We start from the raw sequence: 26,182 nt of genomic DNA on the forward strand, positions 1-26,182 counted from the left end.
TTCTGAAATTAAAAACAATTATTAGTATGTCAATATTAGAAATGAAAGTTCCTTCACCGGGAGAATCAATCACAGAAGTTGAAATTGCAACGTGGTTAGTCCAAGACGGTGATTACGTAGAAAAAGACCAGCCGATTGCAGAAGTAGATTCTGATAAGGCAACTTTGGAACTTCCTGCTGAGCAAAGTGGAATCATTACTTTGAAAGCAGAAGAAGGAGAAGTGGTACAAGTTGGTCAGGTGGTTTGTCTTATCGATATGGATGCTGCAAAACCTGCAGGAAGCGCTGCTCCAGCTGAAACACCAAAAGAAGAACCAAAAACGGAAGTTAAAAAAGAAGAGCCTGCTCCGGTAAAAGCAGAAACTCCAAAAGTTGAAACTTATGCTGCTCAAACACCTTCTCCTGCTGCTAAAAAAATCCTCGACGAGAAAGGAATTGCTCCAAGCCAGGTAACTGGTACAGGTAGAGATGGCAGAATCACAAAAGATGATGCTGTAACAGCTTCTGTTCCTGCAATGGGAAGTGCACCAGCTGGTGGAAACAGAGCTCAAACAACTACAAAACTTTCAGTTCTTAGAAGAAAGATTGCTGCAAGATTGGTTTCTGTTAAAAATGAAACGGCGATGTTGACAACTTTCAACGAGGTTGATATGTCAGAAATCTTCAGAATCAGAAAACAATACAAAGAAGAATTCGCTGCAAAACACGGGATTGGACTTGGATTTATGTCTTTCTTTACGAAAGCTGTAACGAGAGCATTGAAACTTTATCCGGACGTAAATGCTTCTATCGACGGTGATTTCAAAATCAATTACGACTTTGCAGATATTTCTATCGCAGTTTCCGGACCAAAAGGTTTGATGGTTCCTGTTCTTAGAAATGCAGAAAATATGACTCTTAGAGGTGTTGAAGCTAACATCAAAGATTTGGCAACTAAAGTTAGAGATGGAAAAATCACTGTTGACGAAATGACTGGTGGTACTTTCACTATTACAAATGGTGGAACTTTCGGTTCTATGATGTCAACGCCGATTATCAATCCTCCTCAATCTGCAATCTTGGGAATGCACAACATTATCCAAAGACCAGTTGCGGTTGACGGACAAGTTGTTATCAGACCAATGATGTATGTTGCAATGTCTTATGACCACAGAATCATCGATGGTAAAGAATCTGTAGGTTTCTTGGTTGCTGTGAAAGAAGCGATTGACAATCCGGTAGAATTCCTAATGGATGGAGACGAAAGAAAAGCTTTAGAATTGTAAGAGATTACAATCAAGATATTTAAAGAGAGCAATTTTGCTCTCTTTTTTATTATATTTAATTTCAAAATTTAATTTTATGGAATGCTTTGAATTACCGATTTATAAAAAATCTCAAGAAATTTTTAATGTCCTTGAAACTATTACAAGTTTGTTTCCAGAAGATAATGAATATTTGCAGAGCATCAAAGGGAATTTACTTGGAGATATTATGCTAATTCAAGCCAAAATTTGCGGAGCTGAAGCTGTGAAGCTTTATGATATTAAAATGGAGAATGCTACAATCATCAGAAAAGCAGCAAGAGATATTTTTGTTGGAGGAAATACTTTGGAACATTTTGGTTTTTCTGATTCGAAATATTATAGGTTAGTGAGAAACTTAATTGAAGAATTCAGACTTTTATTTATTGATTGGATTTCTGGATTTAATCCAAAACACTACACTGTTGACAATTGGGGTTTGTTTAATCCGGTGGGAATTTCTCCAGACCATATTCAGAGTGATGACGAACTTGATTTTTTAGATGAAGATGAATAATTCTTACATTCTTTGTTGAGTTTTACGCCTTTGGGAACTTTAAAATATTTTCAATAATTAATAAAATCTTTGCGGACTTTGCGTTCAAAAAATATTCTCACAAAAACAAAAACCATTTCCAAAATTCACAATTAATCCTTACTTTTGAGCAATGGAAAATTTCATCGTATCTGCACGCAAGTACCGTCCGCAAGAGTTTGACACTGTTGTTGGACAATCTCACGTTACCGATACTTTGGAACACGCTATCGACGAAAGCCAACTTGCCCAGGCATTGCTTTTCTGCGGACCAAGAGGTGTGGGTAAAACCACTTGTGCCAGAATCTTAGCGAGAAAGATCAATGAAAAATCCGGCGCTGCGGATGATGATGGATTTGCATTTAACATTTATGAATTAGATGCGGCTTCCAACAACTCTGTGGATGACATCAGAGAATTGATAGACCAGGTTAGGTTTGCGCCTCAGGTCGGAAAATATAAAGTTTATATTATCGATGAGGTTCATATGTTGTCTCAGGCTGCTTTCAATGCTTTCCTGAAAACTTTGGAAGAACCGCCGGCACATGCAATCTTCATCCTTGCGACGACTGAGAAACACAAAATCATTCCAACAATTCTTTCCAGATGTCAAATCTATGATTTCAAAAGAATCACGATAGAAGATATTCAGGAGCATCTTAGAAAAATTGCTGAAAAGGAAAGTATCACCTACGAAGATGATGCGTTGTACTTAATTGCCCAAAAAGCTGATGGCGCATTGAGAGATGCTTTATCAATTTTTGATAGGTTGAGCACATTTTCTCAAAAGAATATTACTCTAGAAAAAGCTGCAGAAGTTCTCAATATTTTGGATTATGACCAATATCTGAAAATTGTCGATTTAGCAAAAGAAAACGATATTCCTGGTGTTTTAACGACTTTTGATGAAATTGTTAAAAAAGGATTTGACCCACATATTTTCATTGCTGGATTAGGGAATCATTTCCGCGACCTTATGATGGCCCAGAATCCTAAAACTTTGAACTTGATTGAAGTTGGTGAAAGAACGAAATCCAAATTCGCTGAACAATCTCAAAAATGGTCAGCTCAACAATTGATTGACGGAATCGAGATTTGTAATTTTGCTGACATCAATTATAAAAATTCCAAAAATCCAAGATTGACTGTTGAGATTGCATTGATGCAATTATCAAGTCTCACTGCAGGTTTGGAAGCTAAAAAAAAAAGTTCTTAATATTAGCCCCGCTTCTTGAAGCTAATTTAATTTCCGATAATAAACCTGTTTCTACCGAAACAAAAGTTCAGGCTGAGCCAAAACCAGAGCCTGCAAAATCTATTTTTGAAGAACCAAAGAAGGTGATTCAAAAAGCTTCTGAGCCGATTGCTAAAACTAATTCTGGTTCCAAATTCAGTATAAAAGCAGCTTTAGAAAAGAAAGAAGAGATAGAAAAGGACAAATTTGCGGAAGTTAAAGATGAGAATCTTCCTTCCAATCATTTTTCACAAACGGACATTGATAGAGAATGGGGGATTTTTCTAAAGAATATTGCTAAAACCAATACTTTGGCGTATAATGCAATCAATACTTTTAAATTAGAAAAATCAGACGAACATCAGATCACTGTCAAATATTCTTCCGAAACAGCAAAAGGAGAGTTTGACAGATTAAGCCCCGAATTCTTTAACCATTTCAAACACAAGGTCAACAACTTCAAGATTGAAATAGAATATCAAACGGATCTGTCTATTAAAAAAGAAGTGATGACCAAACGGAAAATATTCGAAAAATTTGTAGAGATCAATCCTCTTTTGAAAGATTTAGACGACTTGATGAGGTTTGATTTGACATAAGCTGAATCTTATTAAATTTTGGGAAATTCCTGCAATTTATTTTCATATCCTGTTGTCTTTTTTTAATAAAGTCAGTAGGTCTTATTCCATTGATCTCCATAAAGAGATTAGAAAAATTGGTTCTAGAAGCAATACCACATTTCTCGGCTAAAGTTTCTATTTTGTAGTTGAGAAAAACCTTGTCATTATATAACTTATTGGTAATATAGTTAATGCGAAGTTCTCCGAGGTACCTGTTGAAATTAACACCTTTATATTCATTGATTATTTGCGAAAGATAAGTTGAATTGGTATTTAATTTATTTGCTAGTTTATTGATAGTCAGCCCGTACTCAATAAAACCGTGCCTTTCCTCAAAACTTTGTAATTTTTTAAGGATGTTGTTTACCATTGTTTCATTTAATACGGATTTGTCCTCATCTTTTATTTTTGTAATAGATCGTGTAGATGGCAGATATGAATAATTGATAATCTTTTCCTCTAGGATCTTATAGTTCAACTTGATTTTCTGCTCGTTTTTGAGTCTTATTATAATACATGTTACAAGGCTAATTGCTAATATGATCAATCCTGCAATGATCTGTATTCCCCAGGAGGTCACTTTTTCTAATTTTTCCTTTTCATCAAGTAATGTTTTTGTGTCATACTCTTTGTGGATAGTTGAAGAAAGGTATGCGAAATCTTTTGAAATAAGCTGGTCTGCTCTCAGGAGTTGTTTGGTGTAATATAATTCTTTTGAGTTATTTTTTTCATTTTTATAATGATAAATAAGTAATTCGTAGTTCTCTCTTAATTCCGGAAGAATAAAATTATGTTTGTTGAAAACAGAATCTACTTTTTGAAAATAAAGTAATGCTTTCTGAGGTTTATTAATAGCTAAATATGACTTGCCGATATAAAAATAATCTACTGTTGCCCATGCAAAATCATTGATCTTCACAATTGGAGGTAAGGATTTTTTTAATGAAGCCAATGCACTTTGATAGTCTTTCTTCCGAAATTCCGAAATTCCTTTTTCTTTTAAGAAATATCCATATTCCTGAGAAAAATCTCTGTCATTCTTTGTTCGCAGCAAACCCGTTATTATTAGGGAATCAACAGAATTATATCTTTTCAGATTTCTTTGACATACTATTATTCTGTGCAAGGTGTTGTAATATCCTTTTTTGTTGTTAAAGATTATATTAGGGTGAGCTTTTTCCTGTAATTTTTTAAAGAAAAAACTATTCGCTTTTTGAAAGTGTGCCAATGCAGAATCATAATATCCCAGATGGCTCTTCACAACTCCAAGATGATAGAGAATCTCATTTTTCAGATAATCATCCTTTGAGTCTTTGGAGTATTGATAAGCTTTTAGATATTCCTCAAGTGCAGGTTTGTATTTTTTATAATTGAAATAATAGATGACCCCCTTCCCAAGATAAGCATCACTGATCAGATCATTGTTCTTGGTCAATAGACTTGCCATGATCGTGCTGTCGGCATATATTAATTTCTGCTTTTCTGAAGAGGAATAAAATACAGCATCTTCGTAGCCTTGTGCCAATTGTTTATTGTTGTTTTCTTTTTTTGCAAGATATATGTAATTATTGAGGTATTTGAAAGCTCGAACATCATTTTCCGGATAATTTTCATAATTCTTTTTGATATTGTAGTAATTACTGAATTCTTCTTTTTGAGAATAGTATATCCCAAAAAAGAAGCATGTTATTAAAAAACAAACTTTTTTCATCTTGTCGAGTGTTTATGGGGATTAATTTTCTGTATTAAACTAACTAAAATTATGCTAAAAAAACGGAAGAAAGGTTTTTCATTTCTTTAAATAAAATAAAATAATTGCTGTATTTATTTACATATAAATCAATTGATTAAGTATTGTCAATCATATTAATTAATGCGTGCTTATTCCTAAATAAGCACAACGATGGTTTTTATGCTTGCATATTGTCACCTAAATTCGGTGTCAGAATTCTAATATAAACCGGCCGGGATAACCTTTAAATCTAAAATTATGAATAAGATTATCTCAACAATTTCAATTTTAATAGTTATGGTCACAATGCACTCTTGTAGAGAAAATGATGTTGACCTTCCAGCAGAAAACAGCAACATGTCAGAAAACAGTTCTGTTTTTCAAAGAACTAATGATAGTATACAAGCACCAGATAGTTTGGATCTCGCAAACCAGCCATTGCCTGGAGATCCACCTCCTAAGAATGGGCACCAATGGTAAAAACGAGTTATAATCATATCTGATGATTTTTATGATATAACTAAAAAATCAACAGATAAAAATACCAATTATAATAAAGAACCAATGAGTCCCGGAATATTTAAGTTCTGTGATCCGATTTAACAACTATAGAGACTTTATTTTTTGCCTTTAAAATAACTTTTTAACTCATATGACATGGAAAATAGAATTCGCATATTCGTGATTTCATTATTATCGAATATCATATTTGCACAAGTAGGGATTAATACAAGTGATCCCAAAGCTACATTGGACATCAATGGAAATCTGAAAATTCGGGATGTGACCAATATACCTTCAGTAAGTAGCAATCATACTTTTTTGGTAAGAGATAAGACGACTACAACCGGAGACTATGAAATAAAAGAAATTAATTCTGATATTTTGGTAACCGGTAATGCTAATGCGTATTATGCTTCAAAAAGCGGCTCTTGGTCACTTTTGAATCTAGCAATCGGAGGTTCTTGGTATAAGATCAATTTAACGGGAGCAACCGATACCAAATTAGGAAATACGGCTTTGTTCAACAGTGGCGTATATACGGCTCCCCAAGCAGGGATATATGCAATTAACTACGAATTCCAATTAGCTTCTGGTGTAGATATAGAAATATTGGGAGGTAAGAAATTAGGAATATTAAAGAATAATGTGGTGTGGGATGAGAAACTTTTTGATGCGGTAAGGGTTGCTATAGATGTGCCTTTAGTTCTTACTCTTACACTTGCTGCACTTCCTGTTACATCAACCTCTCTCAATTCTTTGGTGCAGCTTGGTGTTGGAGATACGATTACATTTGCCGTTAATACTTCAGGAGTTTTACCAGCTAATTTAGGGGTTTTGACCAATGCCAAGGTGAATGTCTATATTTATAAAATCTCCAATTAATATTAAATTATTTTCTTATAAGCTTAAAACACAGTCAGATTCTAAGAAGATGCAAATGTTGAATTAAATTTATTAGAGCAGGGGACTTCCCTGCTTTTTTGTTTTTTTAAGTGCTTTATAAAATTGATCTTAAAGATTTATAAATTTAATGACTTGTAGTTTCACATTAATTTATATATTTGTTCAAGATTTCTCCGATAAAGGAGAACTAATATTAATCAAACAAGCTAAATATCCTTTTAGTAAAGGATTTACAAGAATGGAATCGAGCAAATTTCCATATTTCGCAACTACAGCATCTGTCTTTTATTGGGACGGATCGTTTAGCTTTTTTGGAACTTATCACAGAAATTTCAGAAACTATTACCGATTTTATTGGTTTGGCTAACTAAATTTCTTTCTCAAAAAACTACGGAAATATTCAATTTTCCGTGACTCATTTAAAACTTTAAACGTTATTTTTTTGGAAAAGAATTATAAATCAAGATTTATAACAGATATACTATTGAATTAATTTAAAATATATAAAATTAGAAATATGAACCTTAATGAATTGAAGAACGATTGGATCCAAGATTTTGCAAATCCAATGATTATCGCAGGACCTTGTAGCGCTGAAAGTGAATCTCAAATGTTGGAGACGGCAAAAAGACTGAAAGAAAGTAATGCAGAGATCTCTGCTTTCCGCGCAGGAATCTGGAAACCGAGAACAAAACCGAATGGTTTCGAAGGAGTAGGCGTGATAGGCCTTAATTGGCTGAAAAAAGTAAAAGAAGAATTCGGATTCAAAACAGCAACCGAAGTTGCGAATGCACACCATGTTTTTGCGGCATTGGAAGCGGATGTTGATATTCTTTGGATAGGTGCTCGTTCTACGGTTAATCCATTTACAGTTCAGGAAATTGCCCAAGCTTTAAGAGGTACAAATAAGCCAGTTTTGGTTAAAAATCCAGTGAACCCAGATCTGGCACTTTGGATTGGTGCCTTGGAAAGGCTATTAGGTCAAGGTGTGGAAAATATAGGCGCAATTCACAGAGGTTTCTCAACTTATCAAAAAACCAAATACCGAAATATCCCGAACTGGCAAATTGCTTTGGATTTTAAAAATCAATTTCCAAATATCCCATTATTCATTGATCCTTCACATATTTGCGGAAACAGAACTGGTTTGGCGGGCGTTGCCCAGGAGGCATTTAATGTTGGTTACCAAGGTGCTATCATAGAAAGCCACTGTGATCCGGATAACGCCTGGAGTGATGCTGCCCAGCAGATCACGCCTGAAGTTTTGGCTGAAATGATTAATAATCTCCAAGTTCGTAACTCTGATATTTCAGGATACGAAGATGAGATGGGAAAACACAGAACGCTGATCAGTGATATGGATTTCCAGTTGATTGAACTTTTATCTCAAAGAATGAAGGTTTCTGAAAAAATAGGAAAACTTAAAAAAGAGAATAACATTGCTATTTTTCAACCGGAACGTTGGAAGATAATCACAGAATATGCTACTCAGAAAGCTTTTGAAACAGGAATGTCGCAAGAATTCATAGAAAAAGTCTTCAAGGCGATCCATGAAGAAAGTATCGAGGTCCAAAATCATATTATGATTGATAAATGATCTTTCTAATGAGAAAAAAGAAGCTAATTATTAGCTTCTTTTTTGTAGATGCTAATTTTAAATTTCTAAATTTGCCAAACACTAAAATTCTACTGTTTGAAAGGAATCATCATCAAATCCACAGGAAGCTGGTATCAGGTTTTGGAATTTGAAACAAAACAAATTTTTGAGGCCAGGATCCGCGGAAAATTCAAATTAATAAAAACGCGGCTTACCAACCCATTGGCAGTAGGCGACGAGGTGGAATTTTCTTTGGAACAAGATGATGTTGCTTGGATTACCAAGATTTTTCCGAGAAGAAATTATCTCATCAGAAAATCAGTAAATCTTTCCAAGGAAGCGCATATCATCGCTTCTAATGTAGATATTGCCTGTTTCATCTATACTTTGAAATTTCCTGAAACTTCTTTAGGTTTTCTTGATCGGTTTTTGGCTTGCTGTGAAGCATATAATATTTCACCTTTGATATTATTCAATAAAATGGATACTTTGAATGATGAAGAAAGGGAGATCGTAGAAAACATAGAAGCAATGTATCAGAATATCGGTTACGATACGTTGAACATTTCTTCTTACACAAAGCTCAATCTTAATTTTTTAATTGATAGAATTCAAGATAAAACGTCTGTTTTCTTCGGACATTCCGGCTGCGGTAAATCAACATTGGTGAATGCTTTGCAACCGGATTTACATATCAGAACAGGTGAGATATCAGAATCTGTACTGAAGGGAAAGCATACCACAACATTTGCTCAGATGCATTTTTGGGATTTTGGCGGTTCGGTTATCGATACGCCGGGAGTCAGGGAATTTGCGATGATAGATGTTGAGAAAGAGGAGATTCAGCATTATTTTCCAGAGATTTTCCAAAAAGGCAGAGATTGCAAATATCATAATTGTATGCACATCAACGAACCAAAATGTGCGGTTATAGAAAGTCTGGAAACCGGAGAGATAGAAGAGACCAGGTATATTACTTATCTCAAACTGATGGAAGAGGCGGAAGAAATGAATCAAAAATAAAAATCCCACAAAAGTTAATTTGTAGGATTTTTTTATAAATATTGGGGATGTTAGAATTTCCAACCCAGTGTAACAAAGAAATTACTTCTGGTACTTTTAACTTTTGAGACAGCTTCTGCGTTACTTAACAATTCTGTCCCATTTGGAGAATAATAGCCGGAAGAATATGTTCCTTCAGGTGTAGTTATTAGTTTACCAAACAGAAATGGACTAGAATATGTTGATGTTATATTCTGATAAGAAGCATCTATATAGAAAGCTTTGAAATCATAACCGATACCAGCACCGATGATATTTCTTTTACCAACAAAAAGATTGGAATAGGATTGATTGGAAGTACTGCCATTATCATTATAGCTAAGCGTTGACATATTATCAAAACTATTTCCCTGGTAAGCATATCCACCTCTTAGACGAAAATCCATAATTCTGTATTCTGCACCAACTCTGACTTCTGATGAGCTCTTATAGGTCTCTTTGAAGAAATCATTGAGCTCAGCTTCAGCATCTCCGTATTCTTTATATTTTGGTTTTGTAATTCCCTGGATGAAGTCTACATTCAATGCAAAGTTCTTACTCGGAACAAAAGCAGCACTGATGCTTGCTTTCATAGGTGTGGATAGTTTTCTATCTTCATAGAATCTGTCATAATAGTTATCATTAAGATAATATTCGTTGTAATATCTATCCATATTCCACCAAGTAGGTGTTTCTATCGCAGCACCTACTCTGAACTGATTGCTTAGTTTTGCAATAACTCCAATATTGGCTGAAAACCCATCGGCTTTTTCTTCGAAATCTGTAAATTGTTTATCAAATCTTATTGAACTATTTCCATTTCCAAAGTTGGCAGAATCGTATTGATTGATATAAGAATTATGGAAATTAAGCCCTACACCAAAATATAATCTGTTGTCATAATTGGCACCAACAGTAAAACTGGTTTTGGAAATATCACCGTATCTATCGTACCAATGTCCTGCTAATGTGTAATTTGAAGAATTGATGGTTTCAGTTGGAGTACTTGCAATTTGAATATTCTGGTTCCCTTGAGATTCTACATAATTATCTATAGATTGTGTAGAATAATTGATTCCGATGTTGACAAATTTCCACTTAGAGTTTGTATCACCAAGATTTATTGTTAATACACCACCACTATTGTTAAGGTCTGTTTTGTTGATCGTATAATTTGATGAATTACCACCAAAAGTTGTCTTATTTTTATTACTATTGATTCCAAGAGTGAGATTGACATCGCTAGCAATAAAAACCCCAATGCCGGCAGGGTTTACGCTTGCCGAGGAAATATCACCTCCTAAAGCTCCCATCGATCCTGCCATCGAATTATATTTGGCAGTTCCATTAATTGGATTTCCCGAATAAACATCAACAGTATTTGTAATCACCGATACATCCTGAGCCTTGAAATAAACAACAGAAATAGGGATGCTTAACAGTAATAAAGTCTTTTTTATCATTTTAATATGAAATATTATATTTTAAAATCAATGATTATCTTCTTCCGCCACCACCGGATCTCATTCCACCGCCTCCAGAAGAACCACCAGATCTCATTCCACCTCCAGAATTGAAGCCTCCTGAGTTACCTCCTGATCTTGTAGGTGCGTTATAAGAATCATTTCTGAAACCTCCGTTGTTTTGTTGAGTTCTTATGTTGCTGTTGTTAGGGTAATTGGAAGGATTTCTGGTTCCGCCATTATTAGGATAAGAATTTCTTATTCCCCCATTGTTTGGGTATTGTCTTACGCCCCCATTGTTGATAATATTTGGATTTCTTCCACTTCCGGCATTATTAGGAATTCTAATATTGTTGTTATTTCTAATACTTCCGTTATTAATTCCCGCAATACGTTGAGGCGTTCTTAATCCGCCGGTACTGTTTATTCCTCTAAGTCCGTTATTTCTACCTTGAGGTATCATTCCACTTAATCTGCTGCCATTAGCCCCAGATCTGTGGTATACAGGTCTATAATAGCCATTTCCATAATATGGATAACCGTAGAATCCGCCATAATAGCCTCCCCAGCCACCATAGCCATATCCCCAGAATGGATCATAAAAACCTCCCCAGCCCCAAGGTGAATAGAATGAGCTTCCCCATCCCCAACCGAAGCCCATGCCCCAGCCAAAAGAATTGAAGCCGCCGTTCCAGCCCCAGCCATAGTTAGGATAGCCCCAGCCACCCCAGCCGAAACCTCCGCCCCAGCCCCAATTATTAAAACTGGTATAGTTGGTTTCTGATCCTGTGAAAGTTCCCCAGTCAGAATCGCTGCTTAGGCTATATCTATTTTGTTGCTCCTGAATGTTTTGTTGATTGTTGTCATAAAGACTTGGGTAAGTATCTTGATAGTTATAATAATCATCAACTTGGTTACCATAATTACCAGAATATGAACCCGCAGGAAGAGAATCTTTGTTCGGGTCATAATATACACCATCGGTTTCTGAATAACCCCCGGTATAAATTACACAAGAAGTCAAAAGAAAGCTGCTGGAAATCAATATCAAACCTTTTGATTTGATGAAATTGATTAAGCTTGTATTGTTGATATTTTTCATTTTATGAGAAGTATTAAGTTTCCTATATTTGCATTTCTTAAACGAAACCAAATTTTATACCATTTAAATTGTTTAAATACGTGTAAAATTAGGCTTTTTATTTAGATTAAGAAAAGTTAAAAAAGTTAAAATCATATCAAAAAAATTTATGGCAAAATTAACATCAAGAGCAGAAGATTATAGCAAATGGTATAATGAATTGGTTGTTAAAGCAGATTTAGCAGAGAATTCTGGCGTGAGAGGATGTATGGTTATCAAACCTTATGGTTACGCAATTTGGGAAAAAATGCGTGACGAAATGGACAAAAAGTTCAAAGAAACTGGACATCAGAACGCTTATTTCCCTCTTTTTGTTCCCAAAAGCCTGTTTGAAGCTGAAGAAAAAAATGCAGAAGGTTTTGCCAAAGAATGTGCTGTGGTCACACATTACAGACTGAAAACTGATCCAAACAATCCGGGCAAGCTAATTGTAGATCCTGAAGCAAAATTGGAAGAAGAGCTGATCGTACGCCCAACTTCTGAAGCAATTATTTGGAATACTTATAAAAACTGGATCCAATCATATAGGGATCTGCCGATTTTGATCAATCAATGGGCGAATGTTGTAAGATGGGAAATGAGAACAAGATTATTCCTTAGAACTGCCGAATTCCTTTGGCAAGAAGGGCATACTGCTCATGCTACAAAAGATGAGGCAATAGAAGAAACTGAAAAAATGATTGAAGTTTATGCAAAATTTGCAGAAGACTTCATGGCAATTCCGGTTATCAGAGGCATCAAATCGCCTTCAGAAAGATTCGCCGGGGCGGATGAGACATACTGTATAGAAGCTATGATGCAAGACGGAAAAGCATTACAGGCTGGAACGTCGCATTTCCTTGGTCAGAATTTTGGAAAAGCTTTCGATGTGAAATTTACTACAAAAGAAGGTAAAATAGAGCATGCCTGGGGAACATCTTGGGGAACATCTACAAGATTGATGGGAGCATTGATCATGACCCACTCAGATGATTTAGGTTTGGTTTTGCCGCCAACTTTGGCACCAATCCAGGTTGTGATCGTTCCAATTTTCAAAGGAGAGGAGCAATTGGCTCAAATCAGTGATGTGGCTTTGGATATCCAAGCTAAATTGAGAGCAAAAGGAATTTCTGTGAAATTTGATAATGATACCCAGAACAAGCCAGGTTGGAAATTTGCCGAATATGAATTGAAGGGTGTTCCGTTGAGAATTGCAATGGGACCAAGAGATCTAGAAAATAGAACAGTTGAATTGGCAAGACGCGATAATCTGACAAAAGAGTCTGTTTCAATTGATGGGTTGGAGAATTATATCGAAGAATTGCTTCAAACGATCCAAAAAGATATTTATACCAAAGCTTTGACCTACAGAGAAGAAAATATTACGAAAGTTGATTCTTACGAGGAATTCAAAAAAGTTTTGGAAGAAAAAGGAGGTTTTATCCTTGCCCATTGGGACGGAACCGAGGAAGAAGAAGAGCAGATCAAGCAGGAAACAAAGGCAACTATCAGATGTATTCCTTTGAATAATGAATTGGAAGATGGTGTATCTTTGATATCTGGAAAGCCATCCAAACAAAGAGTTGTGTTTGCAAAAGCTTATTAAACTTAATTTTATTAATACTTTAAATCCGGAGATTTTCTTCGGATTTTTCGTTATTATTAATAATGTTTATTTAAAATAGTCATAGAAAGTTAAATATCATTCTGTTAAAGTTTTATTAAAATTATTAATAATGAAATGATGTGGATTAATATTTGGTAATATTACAAATATCAATCACAAAAAATAAACTATTATGTCAATCAACTTAGTCGACCTGATCAAAGGTCAATTGGGACCGGAAACGGTTTCCCAAACAGCTACTCAACTTGGGGAAAGTGAGTCAGGGATTTCAAAAGCTATTTCAGCTTTATTGCCTGCCGTCATTGGAGGTTTTGCTAATAACAATACGCAATCAGAACTTTTCAGCACCGTAAAGGAAGCATCCTCTTCTGGGGTTCTTTCTAATCTTTTACAGAATTTGAATGGAACGGATTCTGTGATTTCCAAGATCTTGAGTTTGATTTTCGGAGATGGAGATAAGCTTGCTGCTATCACAAATTCGGTTTCTTCTTATGCTGGAATTAAAAATGAATCTACAAATTCGCTATTAAATCTTGTTACTGGAGCAACTGCTGGAACTTTAGGGAAATATGCTGTGGATCACAACCTGGATGTTTCATCTTTCGGAAATCTGTTGGGCGAGCAAAAAGGATTCTTATCTTCCATATTACCAGCAGGATTTAGTTTTGCATCTTTAGGTTTGGGGAATTGGTTTGGAACAATGGACGCAGAAGCAATAAATGTAGTTCCTGAACCCTTACAAACACCCATTGCTGATGTAAATCCAGTAACACCTATCACGGAAGAGCCTGTGGTAACAGAAACTCCAAAAATTGATGTAACGAGAAGTGGAACAACTCACGAAATTGTTTCTCATAATGACTCTGGAGGAAGTATCTGGAAATGGTTATTGCCATTACTTTTATTGTTGCTTTTAGGATGGTTTTTCTGGAAACAATGTAATAAAAAGGCAGAGCCTGCACCAGTTGCTACAACCGTTGATTCTACCACAATTGTAGTTGATTCTACCAATTCTGCTGGAAATACGGTGGGCACGACTAGGGAAACTTTGGTTGTAACGTTGCCAAGTGGAAAAACTTTACAGGCTTACAAAGGTGGAATAGAAGACCAGATCGTTAATTTCCTTAAATCTGATGAATACAAAAATGCAACAGAAGCTCAGCTTAAAGAAAAATGGTTTAATTTTGATAATCTTAATTTCGAATTCGGTAAAGCAGTTTTGACACCAGAGTCCCAAGTTCAATTGGATAATCTTAAATTAATTCTTGCAGAGTTTCCAGATGCTAAAATAAGAATAGGAGCTTATACAGATAAAAAAGGTGACGAAACTGTAAATTTGAAATTGTCAGGGGAAAGAGCTAACGTTGTAAAGTCTTCGCTTAATTCCCCACAGGTTTTGGAAGCGGAAGGCTATGGTTCCAAATTTGCCAAAGTTCCTGCTGAAGCAACCGATAAAGAAAGAGAATCTGACAGAAAAACAGCTGTAAGATTTACAAAGTGAAAATTATAATTTCGAATTAATATAAACTGCCGATATTTGGCAGTTTTTTTATTGTCTTATTGCGGGTTAAGAAAAGTATTGTTAAATTTGTTAGTCTAATCTAACAATGAAACTTATTTGAATAATTCTGATATCAATAAAGGCTGGAGAAAAGGTAAAAGTTCGAACTCCCTTCAAGAAGTTTTTTCCAGTATCAATGTTCCGGAAAATGCAAGTTCTTGGAAAAAATTTATGGCTTATGTAGGGCCAGGGTTACTAGTTGCTGTTGGTTATATGGATCCCGGAAACTGGGCGACAGATATTGCTGGAGGAGCACAGTTTGGATATACTCTTTTATCCGTAATTTTAATATCGAATCTATTTGCGATTGTTCTGCAGCATTTGTCTGTTAAATTGGGCGTTGTTGCCGAGCGGGATCTGGCGCAGGCTTGCAAAGATCATTTTCACCCGAGTATTAATTTTGTTCTTTGGATCTTTTGTGAGATTGCAATTGCAGCCTGTGATCTGGCAGAGGTTATTGGTTCAGCAATTGCACTTAATCTATTATTCGGGATTCCGTTGAGCGTTGGAGTTGTGATTACGGTAATAGACGTTTTTCTGATTCTATTCTTACAATCCAGAGGTTTTAGATATATAGAGAGTATTGTTGGAGGATTGATATTTGTGATTTTTGCATCTTTCCTTTATGAGATCATTCTCAGCAAACCGAATATTTTTCCACTTTTGGAAGGATTGATTCCAAAGAAAGAGATCATAACGAATCCATCAATGCTTTATATTGCAATAGGGATTTTGGGGGCTACCGTGATGCCTCATAATCTTTATCTGCACAGTAGTATCGTGCAGACCCGAAATTATCCAAGAACAAAAGAAGGTAAAAAAGAAGCTTTGAAGTTTGCAAGTTGGGACAGTAGTCTTTCTTTGATGTTAGCCTTTTTCATTAATGCTGCGATTTTGATCATTTCTGCGGCCACTTTCCATACTTCTGGAAATAAAGATGTCGCTGATATCAACGATGCCTATATGTTGTTAACACCGCTTTTGGGAACTACTTTGGCGAGTGTTTTCTTTGGAATTGCATTGCTGGCTTCTGGACAGAATTCTACTTTGACAGGAACTTTGGCTGGTCAGATCGTAATGGAAGGCTTTCTGAATATCAGACTAAAACCTTGGGTTCGAAGATTGATCACTAGACTAATTGCTATTATACCAGCATTAATTATTTCAATCCTTTATGGTGAAAAAGGAACTGCGGATTTATTGGTTTTCAGTCAGGTTATTCTGTCCATGCAATTGAGTTTTGCGGTTGTTCCACTTGTGATGTTCACTGGAAGCAGGGTCAAAATGGGTGAGTTTGCCAATAAAATGTGGCTCAAAGTTTTGGCTTGGACAATCAGTGGGATTATTATCATTTTGAATCTCTATCTTCTGAAAGAAACGCTTTTCGCTTAATTCAAAAACATTATAAAAAAACAAAAAACCGGAATTTTTGAAGTCCGGTTTTTTGTTTTTTATAATATTAAGCGTTTATCCTAATTTTTTAGAATCTGCTACAAACTGGGCTAACCCGGAGTCTGTAAGTGGATGCTTAAGTAGATTAAGTATTGATGGGAGAGGGGATGTGATCACGTCCGCTCCGATCTTAGCACAATTGATGATGTGCATAGGGCTTCTGATAGATGCGGCAAGAATTTCTGTATCAAACATATAATTGTCGTAAATGGTTCTGATCTCTTCAATCAAATTAAGGCCATCAACAGAAATATCATCCAATCTTCCTAGGAACGGAGAAACATAAGTTGCGCCGGCTTTTGCCGCTAACAATGCTTGTCCTGCTGAGAAAATAAGCGTGCAGTTGGTTTTGATTCCTTTGTCAGAAAAATATTTAAGGGCTTTTACACCATCCTTGATCATTGGGATCTTTACCACGATTCTTTCGTGAAGGGCTGCCAATTCATCGCCTTCTTTGATCATTTCCTCGTAAGTTGTAGAAAGAACCTCTGCAGAAACATCGCCGTCAGAAATATTACAGATATCAACATAATGTTGATTGATAGCTTCTTTTCCTGAGATTCCTTCTTTTGCCATTAGGGAAGGATTGGTAGTAACGCCGTCTAGAATTCCAAGATCTTGTGCTTCTCTGATCTGGTCCAGATTGGCTGTGTCGATAAAAAATTTCATATATAGAATTTTATAAAATTATTTGTAAATATATCATTTTAATTAGCATAGGAAAAATAAAAAAAGAAGCCCAAAGGCTTCTGTGAAATTTATTTTAATGCTGTTTCTTTAGCTTTGAATTCGTTATACTTAGCTGTGTTTTGTGTGGTCATGTACATTCCTTTCAGAAGGCTTACTACTTCTTTGTTGCTAGGATTTTGTTCATAAAGCTTTTCTGCATAAGGAAGTGCTTTTTGGAATCTTGCTCTTCTTTGCTCCAGAACTTTGTTTGCCTCATCGATTTTACCAGCCTTTTTCAAATCTCTATAAGAGTTGATTGCTGCTTCATCTTCTCCAATGATGGCAAAAACAAGATTGTTAAGTGCATCCGGATATTTAGGATCTATTTCTATCAATTTCTTGAAAGTGGATTCTGTTTCTGCTTGTTTGCTAGGATCCTTGCTAAGCATTACTCCAAGGTTGTAAAGGCTCTCTTTATCATTTGGATTGCTAGCTATTTTAGCCTTTAGGTTGCTTACAAACTGATCTGTTTTCCCGGATTTGAAGTAAGAATTGCTTTGCGTTTGGGCAAGGCTTTTATTTGCAGGAAATTTTTTAAGACCTTCAGTTGCAATGGCTGCCGCCTCATCATATTTCTGTTGTTCAAATAATAATGATGCTGTCACATCATAAAGTTCTTCTTGCTTGCTAGGTGTTGTTTCTGTTTTGAAATCAGAATAACCAGCGCCATCCGGTGTCTTTTTATATAGATCAAATGCGGCTTTGTCAAGAGTTTCCTTCTCTCCAGCTTTGTTCTTTGCAGTATAAATAGTTTCTACACCTGTATAGCCTGATTTGATCAAAGACTCAAGGATTTCTATAGATTGTGCTTTTTTATCCGGAGTTTGGGCATAAGCTACTCCTGCATAATACAAAAGATTTTTGTTGTCTTCACCTGCAGCTTTGAACAAGTAATAAGTTTCAGCAAATTTGTCTCCGGCAACATCAAATTTTTTCTCATTGTAACTTGTTGTTGCTGTTTGATTCGCTTTTCTCAAAAGAGGATCGATAGCCTGTCTTAATTTGTCTCCCAGGGCAGGCGAGTATTTTTCCTGTTTCAAAGAGAGACCGGCGCCGAATTTATCTGCAGATTCTTTTCCTATGAAATAAACTTTATTCTTTTCGGCATCTTTTCCTGTGAAAATTTGCTCCTTGCCTAAAGATGAAATTTTTGCAAGATATTCCGCTCCTTCTGTGTTTTTTCCGGATTTAAGTAATGAAAATCCTTTTGCATAATAATATTGCTCAAGAACGGAAGGTTCCAACAAATAGGTTTTATCACCAAAAATACCTTCTGCTTTTGATATTTCTGAATTAGCAGTTGAAAGATCACCTGAATCAACTGCTTTTACAGCATTAGCGATTTCTTTTTTCTGGGCAGATACTAATGCTACAGATAAAACTGCTAAACTTAAAATTAATCTTTTCATATGTTAATTTTTATTTTTTATTCGTTATCATTATCAGAAGATTCTTCGGTATTTTCATTTTCAGGATTTCCCGGATTTTCTTCTGCTTGAGATTGATCTACTGTTGTTTCAGTGTTATTGTCATCATTTTCAAGGCCTTCTTCATTTTCATCTTCTACATCTCTATCCATTTCAACTTTGGCGATAGCTGCGATTTCGTCCTTAGTTTTAAGGTTGATGACCTTCACACCCTGAGTGTTTCTACCCATCACACGCATCTCGTTCATATTCATTCGGATGGCAACACCGGATTTGTTGATGATCATTAATCCATCTTCGTCTGTTACGCTTTGAATAGCGATCAGGTTTCCAGTTTTTTCGGTAATGTTAAGCGTAATCACACCTTTTCCTCCACGGTTTGTCACTCGGTAGTCTTCAACCGCCGTTCTCTTACCATAACCTCTTTCAGAAACTACTAGAACAGTATCATTTTCCAAATCGTTAACAACAATCATTCCGATTACTTCATCGTTGTCTTCAAGGGAAATACCTCTTACGCCAATTGAGCTTCTACCAACTGCTCTTGCCTTTTCCTCAGGGAAACGGATACATTTTCCATTTTTAGTAGCTATCATGATCTCAGAATTTCCGTCTGTCAATCTTGCGCCTAATAATGCATCATTGTCACGAATCTCAATGGCATTGACACCGTTTGTTCTTGGTCTTGAATAAGCTTCTAATGAAGTTTTTTTGATGGTCCCGTTTTTGGTGATCATCACAACATTCATCTGGTTGATGTATTCCTGATTTTTAAGGTCTTTTGTTCTGATGTAAGCCTTGATCTTATCATCAGGTTCGATGTTGATCAGGTTTTGAACAGCTCTTCCTTTTGCTGTTTTGGAACCTTCCGGAACTTCGAAAACTCTCAGCCAGAAACATTTTCCTTTTTCTGTGAAGAATAAAAGGTATTCGTGGTTGGTTGCCGTTACGATATATTCTAAGAAATCTTCATCTCTTGTAGTTGCGGCTCTGTTTCCTACACCACCTCTGGATTGTACCTTATATTCTGAAAGAAGCGTTCTTTTGATATAGCCTGCGTGAGAAATCGTAAGAACTACTTTTTCGTCCGGGATGATATCCTCAATAGAGAACTCTCCACCAGAATAGTCGATTTCTGAACGTCTCTCATCACCATATTTTTCTTTGATCTCAAGAAGTTCATCTTTGATGATCTGGTAACGTCTTGGTTCGTTTGTAAGAATATCTTCCAGGTCTTTTATCAAGGCCATGATCTCTTCATACTCCGCACGGATCTTGTCCAATTCCATTCCCGTAAGACGAGCCAAACGAAGATCTAGAATTGCCTGGGCCTGGATCTCGGAAAGTTCAAATTCCGTAATTAATCCTTCTTTTGCAGCAGCAGGGTTTTCACTGTGACGGATGATTGCAATCGCTCTGTCAAGAGAATCCTGCGTTCCGATCACTTTCATAAAGCCTTCGAGAATGTGGGCTCTTTCTTTGGCTTTTCTTAGTTCGTATTCTGTTCTTCTTACGATCACTTCGTGACGGTGGTCTACGAAATGATGAATAAGGTTCTTCAAGTTCAACTGCTCCGGTCTTCCTTTGACTAGTGCAATGTTATTCACTGAAAAAGAAGTTTGTAGAGAGGTATATTTATATAAAAGATTCAATACGACATTTGGTATCGCATCATTCTTTAATTCATAAACGACTCTTAATCCGTTTCTGTCAGATTCGTCACGGATCTCATAGATTCCAGGAAGTTTTTCGTCTTTTACCAATTCGGCAGTTCTGGCGATCATTTCTGCCTTGTTCACTTGATAAGGAACTTCTGTTACGATGATCGCATTTCTGTTTCCAATTTCTTCGAAACCAACTTTTGCTCTTAGAACAATACGCCCTCTTCCTGTATGGAAAGCATCACGAACACCATCGTAACCATATATGATTCCGCCCGTAGGGAAGTCTGGCGCGATGATATGCTTCATCAATTCATCGATCGTAATTTCTTTGTCATCGATATAAGCGCATATTGCATCTATACTTTCAGATAAATTATGGGGCGCCATATTGGTCGCCATACCAACAGCAATTCCGGAGGTTCCGTTTACCAAAAGGTTTGGGACTCTGGTAGGCAGAACGGTAGGTTCTTGCAAAGAGTCGTCAAAGTTATTTTGAAAATCAACGGTATCTTTATCAAGGTCGGCAAGGATCTCATCAGATATTTTTTTTAGTCTTGCTTCCGTGTAACGCATTGCTGCCGGCGGATCGCCATCCATTGACCCAAAATTTCCCTGTCCATCAACTTGTTCGTAACGCAAACTCCATGGTTGCGCCATCCTTACCATTGCATCATAAACCGAGCTGTCGCCGTGTGGGTGATATTTACCTAAAACGTCTCCAACGATTCTCGCGGATTTCAAATGTTTTCTGTTAGAAAATACATTGAGGCCATACATACCGTAAAGAACACGTCTGTGTACGGGTTTCAGTCCGTCTCTTACATCTGGTAAAGCTCTTGATACAATTACCGACATCGAATAATCGATATAGGAGGTTCTCATTTCGTCAACAATGTTGATTGGTATTAACCTTTCTCCTTCCTTATGCATAAATATTTTTAATTTATTGTAAATCAGAAATCTACATTAGATTCTGACCTGTTGAGTTTTTCTGTTTTTTATAACGGGCTAATTTACAAAAAAAAACCGATTTTTGCATTCTGAATTTATCAACATTAATCATAAAAAAATAAAAAATATGAGCATCCTTAGCGTTACATTCCACACGACAGAAGATAGAATAGAAGAGTGGGATATCTATGTAGAAAATGATCTGCATCAAATGGTGGAAAATCTCATTGATGTAGAAAAATATATACTGTCAGAAGTTCATTCTGAAATGCTGAATGAAGGTAAGAACACCAACCTCTTTCTGTTATTTGACAATGATGATGTTCGTGACCAGTTTATGGAAAGTGAATTGGTGAATCTTGAAGAAAGAATTGCGCAAAAATTCGGACCGGAAGTAATGGTGTTTCCTACTTTCCTTAATCCTAAAAAGAAGAGATTCTAATATTTGAAATATGTAGGAATAATTTTTGGAGTTACTTTGTAACGCCTTTATTTTTATGATCTATGTTTGATAAACAACAGCGAAAACTTAAACGGTCTGCCAAATTAATATCTGTCCTAAGCAAATATGGATTCAGAGATATGATCGCCAGAATGGGTAAAAAGCCGGAAGAAAATTCTACACCATCTGACGAGATCATTTCAAAAGGAACCGTTTATGAAAGAATCCGATTGGTTTTAGAAGAATTGGGTCCAACTTTTGTGAAACTTGGACAGACATTTAGCAACCGTGAGGACCTGCTTCCGCCGGAACTGATTCAGGAGCTTCAGAAACTTCAGGATCGTGTAGAAGTTGTTGATATGGATGTAGAGGAGATCCTTGAAAATGAATTCAATATTTCAGTTAAGGAACATTTTTCGGAGATCATTTCAAAACCTTTGGCAACCGCATCCATTGCACAAGTTTATAAAGCTAAGCTAGTTACCGGAGAAGATGTTATTCTTAAAGTTAAAAAACCGGATGTCCTGAGTGTTATCGAAGATGATCTATTGCTTATCAAAGATCTGGTCAAATTGATCTCAACCTATTCTGAGATCGCCTCTAAATTAAATTTGAAACAAGCCATTGCTACCTTCGAAAGGTCTTTGCTGGAAGAAGTTTCATTGGTTAACGAAAGAAATAATATCAAGCAGTTTGCCTTGAATTTTAAAAATAACAAGGAAACCTATGTTCCAATTGTCTATGACGAATTTTCCAATAATAATGTCCTTTGTATGGAGTATATTGACGGGATCAAAGTCACAGACAAAACCGAACTTTTAAAACATAACATTGATCCAATCAAAATTTCTGAAGTTGGTTTAAGGCTTTTCGTTTCCCAGATCTTGGACTACGGATTCTTCCACGCCGATCCGCATGCGGGAAATATTTTGGTGAGAAAAGATGGAAAAGTGGTCTTTATAGATTTTGGGGCGGTCGGGAAAATTCAGCCAAATGATAAGGAGGTCCTTGAAAGTCTTATCGTTGCTTTTGTAGCGAAAAATTCTAATAAAATTGTGAGGTCTCTCAAAAAGATGGCGGTCAGTTATGAGATCCCGGATGAAAGAAAATTCGAAAATGACGTAGAAGAGGTTTTGAATTTCGTTCACAATACTTCACTCAAGGACATTGATCCGCATATCATCATCAATAAAATGAAAGATGTTTTAAAGGATAATCGAATCTATATGCCCGATTATTTTTATCTTCTTTTCAAAGGAATTGGCTTGATAGAAGGTGTTGGAAGAAGTATTAATCCTGATCTGGATATTGTAAAAAGTCTTCATCCTTTTACGAAAAAGATCCTGACAAGAAAAGTAAGTCCAAGGAAACTACTGAAAAATGGAATGGACAAAATCATAAATTTCACAGATAACGTCGATGAGATCCCAAAAGAATTGCGTTCGGTCTTACAGAAACTGGACGATAATAAGTTTACTGTTTCCAGTGAGATCAAAAATATTGAAAAGACCAATCAACTGATCAGGTCTAGTATTGTCAATCTGATCTTGGCGATGGTCTTGGGAGCGAATATCATTGCAACGGCAATTGTTTTTGTTTCAGAATCCGGCCCAAGGATTGGGGAAATGTCTTTGGTTGCTGTTTTGGGATCTGTGTTTTCGGTTGTACTTGTTATCATTCTTTTACTAAGAATTACCAGGAGATAATTTGTAATACAAATCGTACTTCGCACCGTTTAAAAATACTTGTTTTGATACCTATTAATGATATTCAAATAAATACATTAAATTTGCACCAAATTTTAGACGAAATACATTAATTAAAAGCACTCAATACGGAGTGCAACAAAACAATTTTATGAGTGTACCTCAAGCAATTACAGAGCTGATTACTCTTGCAGATGGCAGAGAAATCACAATCGAAACAGGGAAGCTGGCAAAACAAGCTGACGGATCTGTTGTAGTAAAAATGGGCGGAACAATGCTTTTAGCAACGGTTGTAGCCAACAAAGAAGCCAATCCTGGCGTAGATTTTCTACCACTTACGGTAGATTACAGAGAAAAATTCTATGCAGGCGGTAAAATCCCCGGAAACTTTTTCAGAAGAGAAGCTCGTCCTTCAGACCAAGAAATCTTAACGATGCGTTTGGTAGACAGAGTTTTGAGACCTTTGTTCCCAGAAGATTTCCATGCGGAAGTTCAGGTGATGATCTCATTGATTTCTTATGACGGAGAGTCGATTCCGGATGATTTAGCAGGTCTTGCGGCATCTTCGGCAATCGCAATTACCGATATTCCCTTCAACGGGCCAATGTCTGAAGTAAGAGTCGTAAGAATCGATGGTAAATTATCTATCAATCCTAATTATGCCGATCTTAAAAATTCTGACCTTGATATTATGGTTGGAGCGACTAAGGATTCTATCGTAATGGTGGAAGGAGAAATGAAAGAGATCACTGAAGCAGAGATGCTTGAAGCGATCACTTTTGCTCACGAAGAAATCAAAAAACAAGTAGAGGCTCAGGAAAGATTGGCTGCTAAAGTTGGAAGATCTTTTCCTAAAAGAGAATACAACCACGAAAATCACGATGAAGCCATCCGTGAAAAAGTGTGGAAAGAAACTTATGATAAAGTTTACGAAGTTGCAAAAACACCTTCCAGTAAAGAAGAAAGAGGTGAGAAATTCAAAGCGGTACGTGATGAATTTTTAGCTCAATATGTTGATGATGCAGAAGAGTTGGAGAGAGTGACTCCTTTCGTAAAAGTATATTACCACGATGTGGAAAAAGAAGCGATGCGTCAAATGATCCTGAATGATAAGATCCGACTTGATGGTCGTGACCCACAAACGATTCGTCCGATCTGGTCAGAAATCGATTATCTGCCGGGAGCACACGGTTCTGCTATCTTCACAAGGGGTGAAACTCAATCTTTGACTGCCGTAACTCTTGGTTCGGTAAAAGATGCGAACATGGTGGATAGCGTAATGGTAAATTATGACGAGAGATTTTTCTTACATTATAACTTCCCTCCATTCTCAACCGGTGAAGCTCGTCCTTTGAGAGGAACTTCAAGAAGAGAAGTTGGTCACGGTAACTTAGCTCAAAGAGCTTTGGCCAATATGATACCTGAAGAAAACCCTTACACGATCCGTATCGTTTCTGATATTCTTGAATCAAATGGTTCGTCCTCTATGGCAACTGTTTGTGCCGGAACTTTGGCATTGATGGATGCTGGTGTTCAGATTCACAAGCCGGTTTCCGGGATTGCAATGGGATTGGTGACCGATGTGAAAACAGGGAAATATACTGTGCTTTCCGACATTCTTGGAGACGAAGACCACTTGGGTGATATGGACTTCAAAGTGACCGGAACGGCAGACGGGATCACCGCTTGCCAGATGGACATCAAAATCCAGGGACTTTCTATGGATATTATGGAGAAAGCGCTTTTGCAGGCAAAAGAAGGAAGACTTCATATCCTAAATAAAATCACGGAAACGATTGCCGAGCCAAGAGCTGATGTGAAACCACATGCTCCGAAAATGGTGATGATGGAAATCCCTAAAGATTTCATAGGTGCTGTAATCGGACCTGGTGGAAAGATCATTCAGCAGATGCAGAAAGATACCGATACGGTTATTGCTATCGAAGAAGTTGGAGAGATCGGAAGAATCGAGATTTCCGGTGTCAGCAGAGAGAAGATCAATGAAGCGATTGCGAAGATCAACGAAATTACTTTCGTACCGGTTGTAGGTGAAGTTTATAAAGGTAAAGTGGTGAAGGTTATGGATTTCGGAGCTTTCGTAGCGATCGCTAAGGGTACTGAAGGATTACTTCACATTTCTGAGATCGAATGGTCGCGTCTTGATAAAGTGCCTTACAAAGAAGGTGACGAAGTAGAGGTGAAATTTATGGGTTATGATGACCGTAAGAAAATGAAACTTTCCAGAAAAGTTTTGTTGCCAAGACCACCAAGACCAGAGAAGAAAGAAGGTGAGCAAAGAGGTCCAAGACCGGAAGGGCAAAACAGACCTGACAGACCAGCGAGACCGGAAGGAAACGTAAATCCTGAAGGAAAAGACCAACCAGGAGAACATAAACCTTTGAATGAAGCTTAAGATCAGTTCTTATATATATTGAATCCCCCGAGTTTTCGGGGGATTTTTTTATGGAATTTTTTATTTATTATCCTTCGAGAGCCGCAGGATGACGGGGTGGTGGCGTACCTACGGCACGTTTTTGTTGGCTGGGTCGGGTTCTATTAACAGGTTGCTCCGATGGAGCGGTCGTGGGTGT

20 protein-coding genes are annotated in these 26,182 nt (G+C 36.6%); 14 read left to right on the forward strand and 6 right to left on the reverse strand.

Translation table 11 applies throughout. The features are described from left to right. Window positions 1-26 precede the first annotated feature (26 nt). The 4 genes from odhB to BLT30_RS15835 all read left to right on the forward strand — a co-directional run bounded on the left by odhB (window position 27) and on the right by BLT30_RS15835 (window position 3,651). The gene (odhB, locus tag BLT30_RS15820) at window positions 27-1,265 is read left to right on the forward strand and encodes a 2-oxoglutarate dehydrogenase complex dihydrolipoyllysine-residue succinyltransferase (RefSeq protein WP_089874541.1); all 1,239 of its coding nucleotides are present in this window, start codon (window positions 27-29) and stop codon (window positions 1,263-1,265) included. A 76-nt stretch (window positions 1,266-1,341) separates the two neighbouring features. Further along, entirely contained in the window at window positions 1,342-1,800 is a 459-nt protein-coding gene (locus tag BLT30_RS15825) for a hypothetical protein (RefSeq protein ID WP_175487216.1), read from the forward strand. Between the two features lie 151 nt (window positions 1,801-1,951). Further along, the gene (gene dnaX, locus BLT30_RS15830; RefSeq protein WP_089874542.1) at window positions 1,952-3,034 is read left to right on the forward strand and encodes a DNA polymerase III subunit gamma/tau; all 1,083 of its coding nucleotides are present in this window, start codon (window positions 1,952-1,954) and stop codon (window positions 3,032-3,034) included. Between the two features lie 122 nt (window positions 3,035-3,156). Beyond that, entirely contained in the window at window positions 3,157-3,651 is a 495-nt protein-coding gene (locus BLT30_RS15835; RefSeq protein WP_089874543.1) for a hypothetical protein, read from the forward strand. On the opposite strand, the gene BLT30_RS15840 is transcribed toward BLT30_RS15835, so the two are convergent. Further along, window positions 3,599-5,383: a helix-turn-helix domain-containing protein gene (locus BLT30_RS15840; protein WP_089874544.1), complete on the reverse strand. Its 1,785-nt coding sequence runs from the start codon at window positions 5,381-5,383 to the stop codon at window positions 3,599-3,601. The two genes, BLT30_RS15835 and BLT30_RS15840, sit on opposite strands and share 53 nt — an antisense overlap. 318 nt (window positions 5,384-5,701) lie before the next feature. On the opposite strand from BLT30_RS15840, the gene BLT30_RS15845 reads away from it, so the two are divergent. The 4 genes from BLT30_RS15845 to rsgA all read left to right on the forward strand — a co-directional run bounded on the left by BLT30_RS15845 (window position 5,702) and on the right by rsgA (window position 9,431). After that, window positions 5,702-5,884 (forward strand): hypothetical protein, encoded by a 183-nt coding sequence (locus BLT30_RS15845; protein WP_139166692.1) that lies wholly within the window; start codon window positions 5,702-5,704, stop codon window positions 5,882-5,884. A 177-nt stretch (window positions 5,885-6,061) separates the two neighbouring features. Continuing rightward, window positions 6,062-6,790 (forward strand): hypothetical protein, encoded by a 729-nt coding sequence (locus tag BLT30_RS15850; protein ID WP_089874546.1) that lies wholly within the window; start codon window positions 6,062-6,064, stop codon window positions 6,788-6,790. Between the two features lie 538 nt (window positions 6,791-7,328). Then, on the forward strand, window positions 7,329-8,408 hold the full coding sequence (locus BLT30_RS15860) for a chorismate mutase (protein WP_089874548.1): 1,080 nt from the start codon (window positions 7,329-7,331) through the stop codon (window positions 8,406-8,408). A 96-nt stretch (window positions 8,409-8,504) separates the two neighbouring features. Further along, window positions 8,505-9,431, forward strand: coding sequence for a ribosome small subunit-dependent GTPase A (rsgA, locus tag BLT30_RS15865; protein WP_089874549.1), 927 nt, complete (start codon window positions 8,505-8,507; stop codon window positions 9,429-9,431). Between the two features lie 50 nt (window positions 9,432-9,481). Here the strand turns inward: rsgA and BLT30_RS15870 are convergent, their stop codons facing one another. Continuing rightward, on the reverse strand, window positions 9,482-10,912 hold the full coding sequence (locus tag BLT30_RS15870; protein WP_089874550.1) for an OmpP1/FadL family transporter: 1,431 nt from the start codon (window positions 10,910-10,912) through the stop codon (window positions 9,482-9,484). Between the two features lie 34 nt (window positions 10,913-10,946). Continuing rightward, window positions 10,947-12,014, reverse strand: coding sequence for a hypothetical protein (locus BLT30_RS15875; protein ID WP_089874551.1), 1,068 nt, complete (start codon window positions 12,012-12,014; stop codon window positions 10,947-10,949). 148 nt (window positions 12,015-12,162) lie between these two features. Here BLT30_RS15875 and proS point away from each other — a divergent pair, with 148 nt between their 5' ends. The 3 genes from proS to BLT30_RS15890 all read left to right on the forward strand — a co-directional run bounded on the left by proS (window position 12,163) and on the right by BLT30_RS15890 (window position 16,612). Next, window positions 12,163-13,638, forward strand: a complete 1,476-nt coding sequence (gene proS, locus BLT30_RS15880; protein WP_089874552.1) for a proline--tRNA ligase — start codon at window positions 12,163-12,165, stop codon at window positions 13,636-13,638. Between the two features lie 193 nt (window positions 13,639-13,831). Further along, the gene (locus BLT30_RS15885; protein WP_089874553.1) at window positions 13,832-15,160 is read left to right on the forward strand and encodes an OmpA family protein; all 1,329 of its coding nucleotides are present in this window, start codon (window positions 13,832-13,834) and stop codon (window positions 15,158-15,160) included. A 117-nt stretch (window positions 15,161-15,277) separates the two neighbouring features. Continuing rightward, window positions 15,278-16,612, forward strand: coding sequence for an Nramp family divalent metal transporter (locus BLT30_RS15890; protein ID WP_089874554.1), 1,335 nt, complete (start codon window positions 15,278-15,280; stop codon window positions 16,610-16,612). A 75-nt stretch (window positions 16,613-16,687) separates the two neighbouring features. On the opposite strand, the gene fsa is transcribed toward BLT30_RS15890, so the two are convergent. From fsa to gyrA, 3 genes are all read right to left on the reverse strand, one after another. Further along, complete coding sequence (gene fsa, locus BLT30_RS15895; RefSeq protein ID WP_089874555.1) at window positions 16,688-17,341, reverse strand: fructose-6-phosphate aldolase; 654 nt, start codon at window positions 17,339-17,341, stop codon at window positions 16,688-16,690. Window positions 17,342-17,430: 89 nt separating this feature from the next. Beyond that, entirely contained in the window at window positions 17,431-18,810 is a 1,380-nt protein-coding gene (locus BLT30_RS15900) for a tetratricopeptide repeat protein (RefSeq protein WP_089874556.1), read from the reverse strand. 17 nt (window positions 18,811-18,827) lie between these two features. Beyond that, entirely contained in the window at window positions 18,828-21,422 is a 2,595-nt protein-coding gene (gyrA, locus tag BLT30_RS15905; protein WP_245707195.1) for a DNA gyrase subunit A, read from the reverse strand. Between the two features lie 148 nt (window positions 21,423-21,570). Between gyrA and BLT30_RS15910 the strand changes: the two genes are divergently transcribed. The 3 genes from BLT30_RS15910 to BLT30_RS15920 all read left to right on the forward strand — a co-directional run bounded on the left by BLT30_RS15910 (window position 21,571) and on the right by BLT30_RS15920 (window position 26,004). Then, a complete protein-coding gene (locus BLT30_RS15910) occupies window positions 21,571-21,885 on the forward strand; it encodes a DUF4286 family protein (protein ID WP_089874700.1) in 315 nt (104 codons plus the stop codon). Window positions 21,886-21,947: 62 nt separating this feature from the next. After that, the gene (locus BLT30_RS15915; RefSeq protein WP_089874557.1) at window positions 21,948-23,591 is read left to right on the forward strand and encodes an ABC1 kinase family protein; all 1,644 of its coding nucleotides are present in this window, start codon (window positions 21,948-21,950) and stop codon (window positions 23,589-23,591) included. Window positions 23,592-23,742: 151 nt separating this feature from the next. Further along, on the forward strand, window positions 23,743-26,004 hold the full coding sequence (locus BLT30_RS15920; RefSeq protein WP_089874558.1) for a polyribonucleotide nucleotidyltransferase: 2,262 nt from the start codon (window positions 23,743-23,745) through the stop codon (window positions 26,002-26,004). Window positions 26,005-26,182: the final 178 nt, after the last annotated feature.

Source organism: Epilithonimonas hungarica, from assembly GCF_900102265.1.
Classification (GTDB): Bacteria; Bacteroidota; Bacteroidia; order Flavobacteriales; family Weeksellaceae; genus Epilithonimonas; species Epilithonimonas hungarica.

Excerpts from the sequence above, each read along its gene's own strand:
- BLT30_RS15850 (WP_089874546.1), top strand. The coding sequence starts at position 6,062 with ATGGAAAATAGAATTCGCATATTCGTGATTTCATTATTATCGAATATC.
- dnaX (WP_089874542.1), top strand. The coding sequence starts at position 1,952 with ATGGAAAATTTCATCGTATCTGCACGCAAGTACCGTCCGCAAGAGTTT.
- odhB (WP_089874541.1), top strand. The coding sequence starts at position 27 with ATGTCAATATTAGAAATGAAAGTTCCTTCACCGGGAGAATCAATCACA.
- BLT30_RS15845 (WP_139166692.1), top strand. The coding sequence starts at position 5,702 with ATGGTCACAATGCACTCTTGTAGAGAAAATGATGTTGACCTTCCAGCA.
- BLT30_RS15900 (WP_089874556.1), bottom strand. The coding sequence starts at position 18,810 with ATGAAAAGATTAATTTTAAGTTTAGCAGTTTTATCTGTAGCATTAGTA.
- fsa (WP_089874555.1), bottom strand. The coding sequence starts at position 17,341 with ATGAAATTTTTTATCGACACAGCCAATCTGGACCAGATCAGAGAAGCA.
- gyrA (WP_245707195.1), bottom strand. The coding sequence starts at position 21,422 with ATGCATAAGGAAGGAGAAAGGTTAATACCAATCAACATTGTTGACGAA.
- BLT30_RS15860 (WP_089874548.1), top strand. The coding sequence starts at position 7,329 with ATGAACCTTAATGAATTGAAGAACGATTGGATCCAAGATTTTGCAAAT.
- BLT30_RS15885 (WP_089874553.1), top strand. The coding sequence starts at position 13,832 with ATGTCAATCAACTTAGTCGACCTGATCAAAGGTCAATTGGGACCGGAA.
- proS (WP_089874552.1), top strand. The coding sequence starts at position 12,163 with ATGGCAAAATTAACATCAAGAGCAGAAGATTATAGCAAATGGTATAAT.
- BLT30_RS15840 (WP_089874544.1), bottom strand. The coding sequence starts at position 5,383 with ATGAAAAAAGTTTGTTTTTTAATAACATGCTTCTTTTTTGGGATATAC.
- BLT30_RS15915 (WP_089874557.1), top strand. The coding sequence starts at position 21,948 with ATGTTTGATAAACAACAGCGAAAACTTAAACGGTCTGCCAAATTAATA.
- BLT30_RS15870 (WP_089874550.1), bottom strand. The coding sequence starts at position 10,912 with ATGATAAAAAAGACTTTATTACTGTTAAGCATCCCTATTTCTGTTGTT.
- BLT30_RS15825 (WP_175487216.1), top strand. The coding sequence starts at position 1,342 with ATGGAATGCTTTGAATTACCGATTTATAAAAAATCTCAAGAAATTTTT.
- BLT30_RS15910 (WP_089874700.1), top strand. The coding sequence starts at position 21,571 with ATGAGCATCCTTAGCGTTACATTCCACACGACAGAAGATAGAATAGAA.
- BLT30_RS15875 (WP_089874551.1), bottom strand. The coding sequence starts at position 12,014 with ATGAAAAATATCAACAATACAAGCTTAATCAATTTCATCAAATCAAAA.
- BLT30_RS15920 (WP_089874558.1), top strand. The coding sequence starts at position 23,743 with ATGAGTGTACCTCAAGCAATTACAGAGCTGATTACTCTTGCAGATGGC.